General features: G+C 69.7%; 14 protein-coding genes. 6 read left to right on the forward strand and 8 right to left on the reverse strand.

All coding sequences use genetic code 11. The annotated features are described in order from the left end of the window. Positions 1 to 32: 32 nt before the first annotated feature. Positions 33 to 977: a Ppx/GppA phosphatase family protein gene (locus QHF85_RS06795; protein WP_281326247.1), complete on the forward strand. Its 945-nt coding sequence runs from the start codon at positions 33 to 35 to the stop codon at positions 975 to 977. A gap of 443 nt (positions 978 to 1,420) precedes the next feature. After that, a complete protein-coding gene (locus tag QHF85_RS06800) occupies positions 1,421 to 1,927 on the forward strand; it encodes a CarD family transcriptional regulator (RefSeq protein ID WP_136920397.1) in 507 nt (168 codons plus the stop codon). A gap of 79 nt (positions 1,928 to 2,006) precedes the next feature. Here QHF85_RS06800 and QHF85_RS06805 read toward each other — a convergent pair whose 3' ends face one another. Continuing rightward, complete coding sequence (locus QHF85_RS06805) at positions 2,007 to 2,459, reverse strand: hypothetical protein (RefSeq protein ID WP_281326248.1); 453 nt, start codon at positions 2,457 to 2,459, stop codon at positions 2,007 to 2,009. Positions 2,460 to 2,464: 5 nt separating this feature from the next. Beyond that, positions 2,465 to 2,983 carry a tRNA (cytidine(34)-2'-O)-methyltransferase gene (locus QHF85_RS06810; RefSeq protein ID WP_281326249.1) on the reverse strand — a complete coding sequence of 173 codons (519 nt, stop codon included), beginning with the start codon at positions 2,981 to 2,983 and terminating at the stop codon, positions 2,465 to 2,467. Positions 2,984 to 3,086: 103 nt separating this feature from the next. Between QHF85_RS06810 and QHF85_RS06815 the strand changes: the two genes are divergently transcribed. Continuing rightward, complete coding sequence (locus QHF85_RS06815) at positions 3,087 to 4,247, forward strand: hypothetical protein (protein WP_281326250.1); 1,161 nt, start codon at positions 3,087 to 3,089, stop codon at positions 4,245 to 4,247. Between the two features lie 76 nt (positions 4,248 to 4,323). Here the strand turns inward: QHF85_RS06815 and QHF85_RS06820 are convergent, their stop codons facing one another. Genes QHF85_RS06820 through QHF85_RS06830 form a run of 3 tightly spaced genes read right to left on the reverse strand, consistent with a single transcriptional unit; the run spans position 4,324 to position 5,865 of the window. Further along, positions 4,324 to 4,740 (reverse strand): hypothetical protein, encoded by a 417-nt coding sequence (locus QHF85_RS06820; protein WP_281326251.1) that lies wholly within the window; start codon positions 4,738 to 4,740, stop codon positions 4,324 to 4,326. 23 nt (positions 4,741 to 4,763) lie between these two features. Then, a complete protein-coding gene (gene rnc, locus QHF85_RS06825) occupies positions 4,764 to 5,549 on the reverse strand; it encodes a ribonuclease III (protein WP_281326252.1) in 786 nt (261 codons plus the stop codon). 19 nt (positions 5,550 to 5,568) lie between these two features. Beyond that, positions 5,569 to 5,865, reverse strand: a complete 297-nt coding sequence (locus QHF85_RS06830; RefSeq protein ID WP_281326253.1) for a 4a-hydroxytetrahydrobiopterin dehydratase — start codon at positions 5,863 to 5,865, stop codon at positions 5,569 to 5,571. Between the two features lie 67 nt (positions 5,866 to 5,932). Here QHF85_RS06830 and QHF85_RS06835 point away from each other — a divergent pair, with 67 nt between their 5' ends. Further along, positions 5,933 to 6,556 carry a hypothetical protein gene (locus tag QHF85_RS06835; RefSeq protein ID WP_281326254.1) on the forward strand — a complete coding sequence of 208 codons (624 nt, stop codon included), beginning with the start codon at positions 5,933 to 5,935 and terminating at the stop codon, positions 6,554 to 6,556. Between the two features lie 106 nt (positions 6,557 to 6,662). After that, the gene (locus QHF85_RS06840) at positions 6,663 to 7,478 is read left to right on the forward strand and encodes a hypothetical protein (protein ID WP_281326255.1); all 816 of its coding nucleotides are present in this window, start codon (positions 6,663 to 6,665) and stop codon (positions 7,476 to 7,478) included. Between the two features lie 134 nt (positions 7,479 to 7,612). Here QHF85_RS06840 and QHF85_RS06845 read toward each other — a convergent pair whose 3' ends face one another. Beyond that, positions 7,613 to 8,644 carry a peptidyl-prolyl cis-trans isomerase gene (locus tag QHF85_RS06845; protein ID WP_281326256.1) on the reverse strand — a complete coding sequence of 344 codons (1,032 nt, stop codon included), beginning with the start codon at positions 8,642 to 8,644 and terminating at the stop codon, positions 7,613 to 7,615. Positions 8,645 to 8,697: 53 nt separating this feature from the next. After that, the gene (locus tag QHF85_RS06850; protein ID WP_281326257.1) at positions 8,698 to 9,951 is read right to left on the reverse strand and encodes a metallopeptidase family protein; all 1,254 of its coding nucleotides are present in this window, start codon (positions 9,949 to 9,951) and stop codon (positions 8,698 to 8,700) included. Positions 9,952 to 10,119: 168 nt separating this feature from the next. Between QHF85_RS06850 and QHF85_RS06855 the strand changes: the two genes are divergently transcribed. Then, complete coding sequence (locus tag QHF85_RS06855; protein ID WP_281326258.1) at positions 10,120 to 12,018, forward strand: hypothetical protein; 1,899 nt, start codon at positions 10,120 to 10,122, stop codon at positions 12,016 to 12,018. 61 nt (positions 12,019 to 12,079) lie between these two features. Here the strand turns inward: QHF85_RS06855 and QHF85_RS06860 are convergent, their stop codons facing one another. Next, on the reverse strand, positions 12,080 to 13,600 hold the full coding sequence (locus QHF85_RS06860; protein ID WP_281326259.1) for a hypothetical protein: 1,521 nt from the start codon (positions 13,598 to 13,600) through the stop codon (positions 12,080 to 12,082). Positions 13,601 to 13,733 lie beyond the last annotated feature (133 nt).

Raw genomic sequence — 13,733 nt, forward strand, 5'->3', positions numbered from 1 at the left:
CCGTTCCTTCGACCCCCAACCGTTTGAGCTCCATGCGATTTGCCGCGATCGACATCGGCACGAACTCCGTCCTCTTGCTGGTCGTCGAGCAGCGCGGCGACGAGCTCGTGCCGATCGTCGAGCGCGCCACGATCACGCGCCTCGGGCAGGGCGTCGACGCCACGCGCAAGCTCGCGCCCGACGCCGTGACGCGCACGCTCGACTGCCTCGCGAAGTACGGCGAGGAGCTCCGCGCGGTCGGCGCCTCGAAGGTCGTCGCCGTGGGCACGAGCGCGATGCGCGACGCGAGCGGCGGTGACGCGTTTCGCGCGGAGGCGAAGGCGCGGCTCGGCGTGGAGCCGCGCGTCGTGTCGGGGCGCGAGGAGGCAGAGCTCACCTTCGAGGGCGCGCTCTCCGGGCTCGGCCTCTCGGGTCCCGTCACGGTCTTCGACGTCGGGGGCGGCAGCACGGAGATCGTGACCGGCGACGCGGCCGGAGGGCTCGTGAGCGCGACGAGCCTCGACATCGGCAGTGTGCGGCTCACCGAGCGGCACGTGAAGAGCGACCCGCCGACGGCGGCGGAGCTCGAGGCGGTGCGGGCGGACGTGCGCGCCTCGCTCGGGAGCACGGGCTTCTCGCCGAGCGGCGCGCTCGTCGGCGTGGCCGGCACGGTGACCACGCTCGCGGCCTATGCGCGGGACGTGTTCCCGTACGACGCCTCGCGCGTGCATGGCGCGCGTCTCTCGCAGGACGAGGTCGTGCGTGCCGTGGGCTCGCTCGCTGCCATGCCGTTGGCGCAGCGTCGCGCCTTGCGAACGATCAAGCCGGAGCGTGCGGACGTGATCGTCGCGGGTGGGGTGCTCGTCGCGGAGGTGCTCGCGTGGGCCAGCGAGCCGCGCGCGACGCCCGCCGTGGATTCCACCGTCGAGCTCGTCGTATCGGATCGAGGCGTGCGCTGGGGGCTCGCGCGAAGGCTGGCAGAAGGGCGCCTTTCGTAACGCCGCGCGCTCGCTTTACCGCCCATCCATGCGCGTGTCCGTTGCCGTTTCACCGGACCGTTGCCATATCTGTATGGGAGATCGCCGGGAGAAGCCAATTCGGTTGACAGATCCCGGCGTTCTAACTAGAGTGCGCGCGCCTGGCGCAAACTAACCCCTCACCGAGGCGTCGAGATCTCGAGCCGTGAGGGGACTTCTCTCAACAACCCCGAAACCCCTTCCACCGTCAGCTCCCCCGCGGTGTCTTCGATGGTGACCGAAGCAGCAGCGCTCTGCGATCTCCCGCATCCCCCAGGCCCTTATCGTGGTCTTCGCGGCAGCGCTCCTCTCTTCGGAATGAGACACCAGATCCAACGGTTCCTGGCCGACCTCGAGCGATCGCATCGCTCGGCCCAGCGGGGACACGTGATCGAAGCGGCGGGGCGGTAGGCAAAGGAGACAGTATGCAGGCTCGTTCGGAGATCCAGTTCAAGGTAGGCGACAAGGCGGTTTATCCGGCCCAGGGCGTGGCCGAGGTCGTCAACATCGAAGAGAAAGACATCGCCGGGAACCGCCAGCGCTTCTACGTTCTCCGCATCCTCGACACCGACCGCAAGATCATGGTGCCGGTCTCCAACGCCAGCGCCGTCGGGCTCCGTCAGGTGATCTCGGAGCAGGAGATCCGCGAGATCTTCGACATCCTGCGCGAGCGCACGATCGCGTTCGACAACCAGACGTGGAACCGCCGCTACCGCGGTTTCATGGACAAGATCAAGACGGGCTCGATCTACGACGTCGCCGAGGTTCTGCGTGATCTCTACCGTCTGAAGACGGACAAGCAGCTCTCCTTCGGCGAGCGCCGCATGCTCGACACGGCGCGCTCGCTCATCGTGAAGGAGATCGCGATCGCGCGGGGCCAGACCGAGGAACAGGTGAAGACCGAGATCGAGGCGATCTTTCTCGCCAACTGAACCATAGAACCGCACGGGCAAGGGGGCGGCGCGGTTCCCCGAAGAGGGCCGATTCCACGAGGAATCGGCCCTTCGTTTTTTAATTATTTCCCGGACGAACCTGCACGGGCGGCAGCGCCGGAAGCGGCAGGTCCACGCGCCACGCCTCGTCCTCGAACACGCACGCCACCTGCGCGCGATCGTCCGGTCCGAGGCCGATGATCTCGACGAGCGCGTGGTTGCCGGAGATCTGCGCCGCATATCGCTGGGGCTCGAAGCGCACGACGAAGCGCGAAGGAACGATCATCGCCTCGGGCGCGATCGTCTTGCCGCTCGCCGCGCTGTAGCGCTGGGCTCGCTCGGCGAGGTTTCCGCGCGCGCGCTTCGAGAGCAGCTCGAACGCAGACTTCGCCGCGGCCGGGTCGCCGTTCACGAGCCGCAGCCGCTCGACGAGCTCGCGCACCGCGCCGTCGGGCGAGGCGTTCACGGGGCGCCGGTTGCAGCCCGCGGCCGGGACGAGCAGGGCCAGACAAAGCAGGAGGGATTTCGTCATCGAGATCATCCGAGCGTCGTCTGCGAGAGCGCGCCGATCTGCCGCAGCGCCTCGTAGAGCACGATGCTCGCCGCGTTCGCGAGGTTCAGCGAGCGTACGGGCCCGAGGGTCGGGATGCCGTAGACATCGTCGGGGAAGCGCTCGAGCAGCGCGTCGTCGAGGCCCTTGCTCTCCTTGCCGAAGACGAGCGCGTCGCCCGGCTGGTAGCCCGCGTCGAGGTAGCTCTTCGTGGCGACGGCGCTGAAGAGGCAGAGCCGCGTCGCCGGCATGCTCGCGCGGAACGCTTCGAAGTCGGCGTGTTGTTCGAGCTCGACGAGGTGCCAGTAATCGACGCCCGCGCGGCGGACCGAGTGCTCGTCGATGCGGAAGCCGAGCTTGCCGACGAGGTGCAGCTTGCTCTTCGTGGCCGCCGTGAGCCGGGCGATGCTGCCGGTGTTCTGCGGGATCTCGGGATCGACCAGCACGACGTGCAGGGGTCGGTCGAGCGGTCGTGCGCGGAGGCGAGGGCGCTGGTCCTTGGCCACGCGGTCTTTCTAGCCCCACACGCCCCGGGCACAAGCTTCCGCCCTCAGAGACCTTGACGGGAAAGCGGCCCCCACCGTAGCCTCGCGCCTCGGAGATCCTGGTATGCGTCGATTCGGGTGGATCGCGGCGGCTGCCGCGCTCGTCGCGGCGGTGGCGGTGCCTCGCCAGGCAGAGGCGGACACGATGGACCCCGCCCTCGCGCGCCTCGTGACGGACGAGAGCTGCCGTGCGCCGGGCGGAAGCGGCGGCCTCTACTACAACCCGCAGTCGGGCTATTCCCGTTGCGGAACCGACGATCTCGCGTTCGCCAAGCTCATCGGCGAGTGGGGCTTCGCGCTCGCGCCGACGGCGATGCATCCGGCGCGGACGACGGGCTACGGCGGGTTCGATCTCGCGTTCGAGGGCGCGTTCACGAACATCTCGTCGGACTCGCAATACTGGGCGCTCGGGACGCAAGGCAAGCAGGACCCGAACAACAAGCTCTTCTCCACGCGCAACACCGGCCCCGACGACTTCATCCAGGTCTTCTCGATGAAGACCCGGTACGGCTTCGCGCCGCTCTCGCTGCCGCTCGGCATCCTCGGCATGGAGCTCGGGACGAAGATCGGGTTCATGTCGAACTCGAACATCGGCATCCTCGGCGCCGACGTCCGCATCGCGCTCCTCGAAGGCTTCCGCACGGGCATCCCCGCGATCTTCCCGGACATCGCGGTCGGCGGCTCGGTCACGACCCTGACGGGCAACCCCGAGTTCCAGATGACGGTCGCGGGCGCCGACGCGCAGCTATCGAAGCCCATCCCGATCGCGGGCAGCGTCGTGCTCACGCCGTACGTCGGCTACTCGTTCCTCCGCATCTTCGGCGACTCCGGTCTCATCGATCTCACGCCGAACACCGACGCGCTGAACTACTGCGGCTACCGGGGCGGTAACTCCCCCGCCACGCCCGATCCGAGCAAGACCTACCGCGACGGCCAGCCCGTCTGCGCCACGGGGACGAGCGCGGACTTCAACAACACGGCCGTCTTCGATCCGGTCCGCATGACGCGCCACCGCATCGACGCGGGCCTGCAGCTCCGCTTCCAGATGGTCCGCATCGGCGCGCACTTCGTCACCGACGTCGTCGATCCGGAAGAGGCCAACCAGGACGAGGACTCGCAGGTCTTCACGCCCGATCCGAACGACGCCGCGGATGCGAAGGTGAACAAGTTCGCGGGCATGCCCCGGCAGTACACGCTCGCGTTCGACATCGGCCTCGTCCTCTAGGAACGCGCCGGCGCACGAAGCAAAACGGGCCACCTCGTTCGAGGCGGCCCGTTTCGTTTTCAGCCCGCGCGGTCGTTCACTTCTTCGTGTTCACGTCCGGCAGTGCGTAGCCGAGCTCCCGCAGGATCGCGCGGAAGTTGCGGTCTTCGTCGCGCGCGGTGTTGAGGTGCTCCATGAACTTCTTGAAGTTCCCGTCCTCGGCCGCGGACGCCGCGCGTTCGTAGTTCGCGAGCACGAGCAAGAGGTGCGGGTGCGCCTTCGTCACGGCCGCGGGGACCTCCATCTTGCGGCCTACGCGCGCGCGCGCCTCGGCGAGCGCCTTCACGACGAGCACGAGCTCCTTGTCGAACGTACGGGGCTGGAGCATGTCCCCTTCCTTGCGCGCCTCGTCGAGCAGAAGCGCGGCGCGGTCGAGGTAACTCCCTGCCCACGCGGGCAGCACGGTGAAGACCAGCGCGAGCGTCACGAGCACGGCGAGCGCGATCCGGCGCATCCTCGAAAACCTCCTCGAATGAATCAGGTGTCCTCCGTCCCTGGGAGGGCTCCATGGGACGGACGAACCGCAGACGCATTCGATTCCGAAGATAGCTCCGCTCGCGCGTTTGCGTCACCTGACCACAAGCTCAGGATCGCGGCTTGCGCGGCCTCCTGCTCCGCGAGCTTCTTCGAGCGGCCCTGGCCTTCGCCCACGACCCGCTCGTCGATCTCCACGACGACCGTGAACTCCCGGTGGTGCGGCGGTCCGTCGACGCGCACGACGCGGTAGCGGGGCGAGGTGCCGCCGTTGGCCTGCACGCGCTCTTGCAGCTCGCTCTTCGGATCTCGCGTGCGCTGCGGTCCCTCCGTGAGGCGCGCGAGCGGCTCGGCGATCACCGCGTGCACGAAGAGCCGCGCCGCGTCGAGCCCGCGATCGAGGTAGATCGCGCCCATCATCGCCTCGACCGCGTCCGCGAGCACGTTCATGCGGTCGCGCTCGCCTGCTGCTTGCGCGCCGCGACCGAGCCTCAGCGCAGCGCCGAGCTCGACGGTCCGCGCCCACGCGGCGAGCGGGTTCGGGTTCACGAGCGCCGCGCGCATGCGCGACAGCTCGCCCTCGTCCGCGCCTGGAAAGCGCTGCATCAAGAGCTCGGCCACGCAGAGCCCGAGCACCGCGTCGCCGAGGAACTCGAGCCGCTGGTTGTCCGCGCACGCGCCTTTGCGTTGCTCGTTCGAGAAGCTCGGGTGCGTGAGCGCCTCCTCCAGATGAGGGAGCTCGCCGCTCATGCCGAGCCGCGAGAGGAGCGCTTCTCGAGGGGAATCCATCACCGCGTCGGATCCTCGCTCACGGGCCTGCGTAGAGCCGATCGGTCGCTTCGGCCATCTCCGTGTCGACGCCCGTGATCCCACCGGCGTCGTGCGTTGACCAGGCGACCGTCACGCGGCCCCAGCCGAGGTGGACGTCGGGGTGATGATCTCGCTTCTCCGCGGCGAGGCCCACGCGCACGACGAAGGCGAGCGACGTGGAGAAGTCGGGGAACTTGTACGTCTTCTGGATGGCGTCGCCCGCGCGCGACCAGCCTGCGTGCGCGGCCAGGAAGCCGCTGACGGCGCCGTCTTCGAGCTTCTGTCGGTTCGACATGGTGGGGCATTTGTAAACGGTGGGACGCGCGCTGGGAACCCGGCGCGCGCTAAACTCCTCGTCGCCGATGCCTGCCCTCGTCGCGTGCCCCTTCTGCCGTGAGATGTTCGAGCCCTCGGAGGCGCGCGTCTGCCCCGAGTGTGGCTTGCCGCTCGAGGACATCCGCAAGCTGCCGCCCTCGCGCGAGGCGCTCGAAGACGAGGAGCCGGTCCCGCCCGAGATGGAGACGGTGCCGTTCACGTACGTCGCGCGTGGACGCGGCGCGCTCGTGGGGATCGCGCTCCTCGGGCTCGCCGCTTTTTTTCTGCCCTGGATGCGCGAGCAGGCGCCGGAGCTCCAGGTGTTCACGGGGTTCGGGTTTGCGGAGCGCTTGCAGTGGATGTGGGCGCCTTTCGTGTCGTGGGTCGTGATGCTCCCGCTCGTGCTCTCGCGCCGCTCGATCCACGCGATGCGCGGGGCGCGGCTCGCGGTCGGATTCCTCGCGGCGATCGTGATCATGACCGTGATCATGCGCGTCACGGTCGTCCCCGAGAGCACGCGCCATCGGCCTCGTCACTTCGAGTGGGCGTACGGCCTGCACGTGACGTTCGTGCTCGGCTTGCTCGCGCTCGCCGCCGCGACGCGCTTCGGCGGGCGCGTCGACGACCTGCCCTCGAACGAGGCGCGCAAGGGCGGCGAGACCTTGCACTGAGCGGCTTTTGCGGCCGCCCCGGGTCGACACGGCCCCGAGACTCGCGTAATCTGTGGGCGGCGGCTTTTCTTCGCGCGGCGCGGGGCGGGTCCGTCGGAGGTGCGCCATGGCCAAGACACCGATGAGCGCGCAACGCGTCCGGCCGAGGGCGGACTCGTCCGACGGGGATGCATTCGAGGTGCCCGCGGCCGTGCTCTGCACGATCTGCGGTCAGTCGGATTGTTCGGGGTGCACGCCCGCGGACGAGACGGCCTCGGGCGTGATGGCCATCGTGCCGTGGGAGCGCCCTGGAGGGACGTCGTGGTCGCGGCTCTGGGGGACGGCGCTGGCGACGACGCAGGGCGCGGACGCGTTTTTCTCGGCGCTGCCGGACGGCGCGCTGCCGCCGGCCGTGCGGTTCGCGATCGTCGCCGAGATGCTCGCGGTCGGCTCGATGGTGGCGATGCTCCTGCCGATCGCGGCGCTCGCGCTGCCGCACCTCGCGCTGCAGGTGATCGGGGATCCGGAGATGCGCGTGCGGGCGGTCGAGTGGTTCGTGATCGGCGTGCCCGCGCTCGCGCTCTGGATGGTCCTGGCGCATGCGAGCCACGGCGCGGCGCTCGACGCGGGCGCGCGAAAGCAGGGGGCGCGGCCGCAGCGGAGGCGCGCGCTCCGGTTTGGCCTGTACTCCTGCGGCTGGGACTTGATGACGGGCCCGCTCGGCGCGATCTGGATGCTCGGATCGCGGGGCGCGAAGGCCGCGGCCGAGGTCCTCGCGTTGTCGATGCGCGTGCCGGGGCGGGCTTCGGACGCGTTGCTCAAGGGCGTGTACGGTTTGCCCGAGGACGCGGCGGCGCGCGCGCGGCGCACGGGCACGGTCGTCGCGGTGATCTCGGCGATCGTGTCGGCGTTCGGGCTGCTTCTGGCGTTCGCGCTCGCTTGACAGCCTGTGGACTGCTCTGCTGCGCGCCCCGAATCGTCGGTCGACATCGCTCGAAATCCTTCAGGATTCCTCGCTCCGTCGCCCTAGCTTCGGGGCGCTCGCGACGAGCATTCCACAGGCTGTCGAGCTCCGCGTCAGCGCGGGCCCGCGGGCGTCTGCGAGGGCGCGGGCGGGCCTGCGGCAGGGCGCCGCGACGAGGGCAAGGTGCCGGGGCGTTTGGCCGGCGCTATCTCGCCCATCGCGCTCACGCCGAGCATCTCCAGGAGGTCGGCGTTCGTCTCGCCGAGGTGCTCCTTGCGCAGCGCGGCCACGAGCTCCTGGATCTTCTTCTGCGTGCGCTCGTGCATCAGGATCTGCTTGATCGACGGCGCTTCGAGCTCGAGCGGGCGATCGACGGCCTTGATGCTCTGGCGCCGCCAGACGACGGCAAAGGACGCGCCCTCGGCGACGGGCTCTTGCACGAGCTCGCTGTCCTTCACGCCCTCGGCGGCTTTGACGAGCGCGACGTCGACCTTCACGTTCGGGTCCGTCGTCGTTCCATCGGGCGCCACGAGGCCGAGGTTGCCGCCGCGCATGCTCGTGGACTTGTCGAGGGATAGATCCCGCGCGAGCTCGTTCCAGCGCTTCGGCGAGAGGTCGGCCTTCGCCTTCTGGATCACGTCGAGCGCTTGCTCGCGGCTGCCCACGAGGATGCGCCAGATCGCGACGCGCGGCGGCGCGTGGTACTTGTCGCGGTTCGCGTCGTAGTACGCGCGCACCTCCGCCTCGGTCACGCCGCCCTCTGCGGCCACCTCGGCGCGGATCTGCGACACGATCGCGTTCCGCAGCACGCTGCGGATGCGCTCGCCGACCTCGGGCAGATCGCGCATCTTCGCGGCCTCGGCGCCCTCGGCGTAGAGCGTCTCCTTGAGCACGGTCTCCTCGACGAACTTGCGGCGGATCTCGTCGTGCGTCTTGCCGAAGTAGCGGAGCTGGAACGGCGGCATCGCGGCGAGCCTCCGCTCGACCTCGCGCACCGTGATCGTTCGAACTCCAACCTTCGCGACGACCGCGTCGCCGTCGCTCGGCGCGGGCGCCTGGGCGAGCACGTACGAGCTCGCGGCCGTGGCGGCGACGAGCGCGATCGAGGAGGCGAGGATCGCGCGCAGGATCGAGGCAGGGCGCATGTCGACGGCCATTCTTGCCGGGCGGGGGCCGAGGTCAAGCCGGCTCGCCTCTTTCAACGGCAGAATGTGAAATACGTGGCGACGAACGCGATCACGAAGAGCGGCCACGTCGTTCGCACGAACCCCGCGAAGTCCGACGCGAGGCCTTTGCCCGCGCGGCGCGCGGCCTCGCGCTTGCCGATCCTGCGGATCGTTTCCTTCTCGATCACCGCGTGTTCTTCGTCGTCGAGCGGGTCGTCGCCGGCGAGGTGGTGCAGGTGGTGGGTGATCTCGTGGTCGATCGTCTCGTCGATCTCGGCGGCCACGTCGAACGATCGATCGTGGCGGTGCTCGGCCTGGAATGTCCGGTAAAACAAGCGGATCTCGGGCGCCCGTGGGATGCCGAGCGTCGCGTCCGTGCCGCCGGGCGTGTAGCAGCCGAGCAGCGGCTCGCCGCCGTCGTCGCAGGCGGGCACGTCGTCGTCGACGACGAGGTCGATGTTGCGCACGCCGCGCGCGCGGTAGATGCGATCGGCGGCGCTCGCCACCATCGCCTCGAACGCGTCGAGGTCCGGAAAGTCGCGGCGCGCCTTGCGCGGCTCGCCGATCTCGTAGGGGATTTCTCGCTGCCAGGGGACGTCGAGGTCGTTGCGCGCGCCGCACGCGGCGCAGCGGTGCACGGCGACGAGGCGCGCCGAATAGTGCGCTTCGTAGAGCAGATCCGCGACGGCCTGGTAGGCCTCGGGCGGGGCGTCCGTGAGCGCCTTGGTGATCGCGGAGGCGCGTCGCTCGCGGCCGATCGCGGTGATGCCCATGGCGACGACGATCGCGGGCGTGATCCGGGCCTGCGAGGACTCGGCGCGGAAGAGCGGCAGGGCTTCCTCGACCGTGCGCGCGGCGATCCGGATCGAACGGGCGAGCTCGGTGCCCACGCGGATCGCCGGGATCGCGTGGGACGCCTCGTGATCGAAGGGCGCGTCGAGCTCGGGGTCGTCGAGCTCTCCGTCGATGAACGGCGCGATCTCGAGCAGGCTCGACGGGCCGACGCGGAAGGCTTCTCCGCAGTTCTCGCACGCGAGCTCGGCTTGCTCCTCGGCCTGCACGCCTGCGTGGACGAGGAGCGCGCGGAGCACGTGGAAGTCACGCAAGGACAAACCCCGCACGTCGAGCGGCGCGCCCGCGTCGGTCCGGGCGACGTCCTCGGCTTCGAGCAGGGCGAGCGCCTCCATGCAGCCGCCGGGGCGCGTCTCGGGCGCGCGGGCGCGTGTTCCGGCACGCCGGACGGCCTCGTCGGAGAGGCGCGCCACGCGGCCAGAGGGCAGGTGCACGCGAGCGGAGAGGCGGGGCACGTCGAGGCGATGAGGCCGGAGCGCGCCAGCGTCAACCCGTCGGCTCGTAGGCGCGGCCCGATTGATTCGTCCGCCGGGCTCCCGTACAGTCGATTCCTCCCCCAGCGCGTTCTCGGCGCGTATTGCTTTTCGCACAGGAGAATGGTCATGCCTCACGCGGGTCGTCGGATTCGTCGTTCTCTAGGTTTGTTCGCCGTGCTCGGCCTCTCCGCGGCGCCGCTCGCGTGCCTCGACACGAATGGATCGCTCCCTGTGGAGACGGGCGGCACGGCCGGCTCGGGAGGGATGGCGGGCGCAGGCGGGGCGGGCGGCGCGGGCGCTTCGGGGGGCGCCGGCGGCAGCGAGCCGTGTACGCCGGGCGAGATGAGGGCGTGTTATTCGGGGCCCGACGACACGGAGAACGTCGGCGACTGCAAAGCCGGCACGCAGATCTGCGCGGACGACGGCTCGGAGTTCGGCCCTTGCGAGGACGAGGTCGTTCCGGCGGCGGCCGAAGATTGCACCCTGCCCGGAGACGAGGATTGCAATGGCGAGGTCCAGGACGCGGCGATCTGCGTCTGCGAGCCGCTCCAGCCCGCCGCGTGCAGCACGGGATTGCCGGGGAGCTGCGGCGCGGGTACGGGGACGTGCAGCGCGGATGGTAAAACGATCGAGTCGTGCATGCAGGTGAACGAGCCTGCGTTCGACGATTGCGTGACGGCGGAGGACGAGGATTGCGACGGCACGGCCATCGCGATGTGCACCGGCGCCGTGGAGCAAGGTGTCACGCCGGCCGGGAAGAACATGGACCCGATGGACGACGCGATTTACGACGTGGCGTTCACGCCCGACGGCGGATACGTGATTGCGGGCACGATCGACGCGGCGCTCGGGTCAGACCTGTTCGTCTTCAGCGCGAACGAGGGCAGCGTCTACGTCGCGAAGGTCGACGCCGACGGACAAACGGCGTGGGAGAAGACGTATCCCGCGACGGAGGTCGGCCTCGCCCGTGGCGTCGCCGTGGACAGCGCGGGTCGTATCACCGTGGTCGGCGAATTCACCGGCACGATCAATTTCGGCGGATCTGATCTGCAAAGCAATGGCATCGAGCTCTTCATGTTCCAGCTCGACGGTGCGGGCGCGCATGTCTGGAGCAAGAAGTACGGCGCGGGGAATACACAATCCGCGCAGGACGTGGACGTCGACGCCGCGGGGAATCTTTTCGTCACGGGGTGGGTCACCAGCGACAACGTGAGCCTCGGGGGCGATACCGTGGACCCGAACATGGACGACCTGTTCGTGGCGAGTTACGATTCCGCGGGGAACCATCGCTGGAGCCGGATTCTCGTCAACAACAGCAATCAACGAGGACGGCGCCTCACGGTCATGAAGGACGGCAACGTCGCAATCATGGGCGAGACGGAGAGCGGCCTGGACCTCGGCGGCGGCAATCTGCAGGGCGGCGGCGGTCGTGATTTCGTCGCCGCGATGTACAACGGGTCGAACGGCAATCACATCTGGAGCAAGCTTTTCGGTGGGGGCCAGGATCAATTCCACGGGAACATCGGCGCCACGCCGAATGGGAACGTCCTCGTCACGGGCCGTTTCGCGGGCTCGATCGATTTCGGCGGCAGCTCGATGACCGCCGTGGGCACGCAGGATGTCTACGTGGCCGAGCTCGGCGCCGGCAGCGGCAACCACGTGCGCAGCAAGCGCTTCGGGCTCAGCGGAACCTCGCGCGGCGCCGGGATCACGGCCGACGGCGCGGGGAACGTCATCGTGACGGGGCATTTCGACAATTCGATCGATTTCGGCACCGGAACGATCAACACCGGCAACGCGAATGACATCTTCGTCGTCAAGCTCGCCGCGACGGACTGGGCGCCGCTCTGGACGAAGACGTTTGGCGTGAACGGCACGCAGACGGCCTGGGCCGTCGCGGCCGACGGGAAAGGCAACCTCGTCGTGGGCGGCAGCTTCGAGCAGCAGATCGCGTTCGGCAACCCGCTCGGGACCGTGACGAGCAGCGGCGGCGCCGATCTCTTCAGCGTCCGTCTCGCACCCTGACGAAACTCCGCGGCGATCGTTGCCTCCTTCCCTTGGAGGACCCACGATCGCCGCGCCCCCGCTACGACCGATACAAGCCGCTCGGCCGCTTCGCCGGTTTGCCCAGGGCGATCCGCTGGAGTTCCCGCGCGGCGTCCTGGTGGCCCGGATCCAGGTCGAGCACGCGACGAAGGTCCTGCACCGCGCCTGGCTCGTCGCCGATGCGGCGACGCAGGTAGCCCCGGTAGAACAAGGCCTGCGCGTGGTCGTCGCGCGCTTCGAGCAGCGCGTCGAGCTCGGCCACGCGGGCGCGCAGATCCGCGCCGCCGAGCAGCGAGCGGATCCACACGGCGAGCGCAGCATAGTCGGGCTGCGTCGGATCGACCTCGCGCGCGAGCTGGCAGGCCGCGAGCGCGCCCGCGAGATCACGCTCGGCGATGCGCGACGTCGCGAGGCAGTAGAGCGCGTGCGCCGGGCGCGCGGCGTCCGGCTGCCCCTCGGGCGGCATGGGCACGCTGGGCGCCTTGTCGCTCTCCGACGAGGGCACGTCGTTCGCCTGTGGCTCCGTCGCGGCAGGCTTCGGAACGTTCGGCGGTGAAGGGTCGATCTCGACGACCGCGGACGGCGGCGGCTCGGTCACGGCCTCTCGCGGGGGCGGCGTCTCGATGCGGCGCGCGGCGAGCGTGAACGCGCTCGGACGACCTCGCTTGCGCGGGCGCGGCTGCACGCGCGTGCGCTCGCCGTCGCCCGCGAGATCCGGCGCCGCGGCGCCCATGCGGTGCGAGGCCGCGCGCAGGCGGATCCGCGCGAGCGTGACGGGGCGCGTCGCGGCCGGCTGCGGCGCGGGCGTGCTCTCCGCGCAGAGCGGCGTCGTGTCGAGGCCGAGATCGAGGCTGCGCGTGATCACGAGCGCGTAGACCATCCACGCGAGCGTCTCTTCGGGCGCGAAGCCAGCGGCGAGGAGCTGCGCGAGCGAGAGCGGGTTTTCCCGGATTCGATCGAGGATCTCGCGCTCCTCGGCCGCCATCGCGAACCGCTCGATCGCGGCCGCGGAATGGATGCGGATCGTGACGTCGCGCAGCCGTTCGATCGTCGCGGCCATCATCGACGAGGCCGCCGCGTGCGCGCGCACGCCGGCCCAGAGGACCGCGAGCGGATGCATCGTCGAAGCGGGCGCCGCGTCGTCGACGAGGTCGGTGCGGCCGTCGAAGTAGCTGTACGTCGTGTCCGCGCCGAGGCTGAAGAGGCGCGTCATTCGCGTCAGGAACTGGTGCGCCGCCGTGGACTCCAGCACCTCGCGCTCGACGCAACCTGCGAGGAGGAGCGCGTCGCCGAGCAGCCCGTGCATCGAGAGCGCGCCGCGCAGCGTGGCCTCGTCGATCGCTCCTGCCTCGACGAGCATCTCGCCGAGCATCGCGTGCCCATCGCCCGGACGCACCTTCACGGGCGCGCCGGCTTCGAGGCGGATGGCGTGCTCGACGCCCGAGGCTTCCCGCAGAAAAAGCGCGCCCGTCAGCTGCTTGTCGAGCACGTAGACGAGCAGGTGTGCGAAGGGCGTTCGCCCGAGATCGCCTTCTGCGGTCGGAAGGATCTCGGCAGGCATGGGTCTCGAAACGTAACACGAAGAGAGATGTGTTCGTACATCCCCAACGCGCCCCGCCGCGCGAGGCTCGGCCGGAGCGCGATTTTGCGCTGCGCGAAGAATCGCCGCGCCTCCCGGCCGCCTCCCACGTCCT

This window comes from Polyangium sp. 6x1 (assembly GCF_029946515.1).
Lineage (GTDB): Bacteria > Myxococcota_A > Polyangia > Polyangiales > Polyangiaceae > Polyangium.

What these genes read in the sequence shown, in the direction of transcription:
- QHF85_RS06805 (WP_281326248.1), bottom strand. Translation starts at nt 2,459, where the DNA reads ATGACGAAATCCCTCCTGCTTTGTCTGGCCCTGCTCGTCCCGGCCGCG.
- QHF85_RS06845 (WP_281326256.1), bottom strand. Translation starts at nt 8,644, where the DNA reads ATGCGCCCTGCCTCGATCCTGCGCGCGATCCTCGCCTCCTCGATCGCG.
- rnc (WP_281326252.1), bottom strand. Translation starts at nt 5,549, where the DNA reads ATGGATTCCCCTCGAGAAGCGCTCCTCTCGCGGCTCGGCATGAGCGGC.
- QHF85_RS06795 (WP_281326247.1), top strand. Translation starts at nt 33, where the DNA reads ATGCGATTTGCCGCGATCGACATCGGCACGAACTCCGTCCTCTTGCTG.
- QHF85_RS06815 (WP_281326250.1), top strand. Translation starts at nt 3,087, where the DNA reads ATGCGTCGATTCGGGTGGATCGCGGCGGCTGCCGCGCTCGTCGCGGCG.
- QHF85_RS06820 (WP_281326251.1), bottom strand. Translation starts at nt 4,740, where the DNA reads ATGCGCCGGATCGCGCTCGCCGTGCTCGTGACGCTCGCGCTGGTCTTC.
- QHF85_RS06860 (WP_281326259.1), bottom strand. Translation starts at nt 13,600, where the DNA reads ATGCCTGCCGAGATCCTTCCGACCGCAGAAGGCGATCTCGGGCGAACG.
- QHF85_RS06840 (WP_281326255.1), top strand. Translation starts at nt 6,663, where the DNA reads ATGGCCAAGACACCGATGAGCGCGCAACGCGTCCGGCCGAGGGCGGAC.
- QHF85_RS06855 (WP_281326258.1), top strand. Translation starts at nt 10,120, where the DNA reads ATGCCTCACGCGGGTCGTCGGATTCGTCGTTCTCTAGGTTTGTTCGCC.
- QHF85_RS06800 (WP_136920397.1), top strand. Translation starts at nt 1,421, where the DNA reads ATGCAGGCTCGTTCGGAGATCCAGTTCAAGGTAGGCGACAAGGCGGTT.
- QHF85_RS06830 (WP_281326253.1), bottom strand. Translation starts at nt 5,865, where the DNA reads ATGTCGAACCGACAGAAGCTCGAAGACGGCGCCGTCAGCGGCTTCCTG.
- QHF85_RS06835 (WP_281326254.1), top strand. Translation starts at nt 5,933, where the DNA reads ATGCCTGCCCTCGTCGCGTGCCCCTTCTGCCGTGAGATGTTCGAGCCC.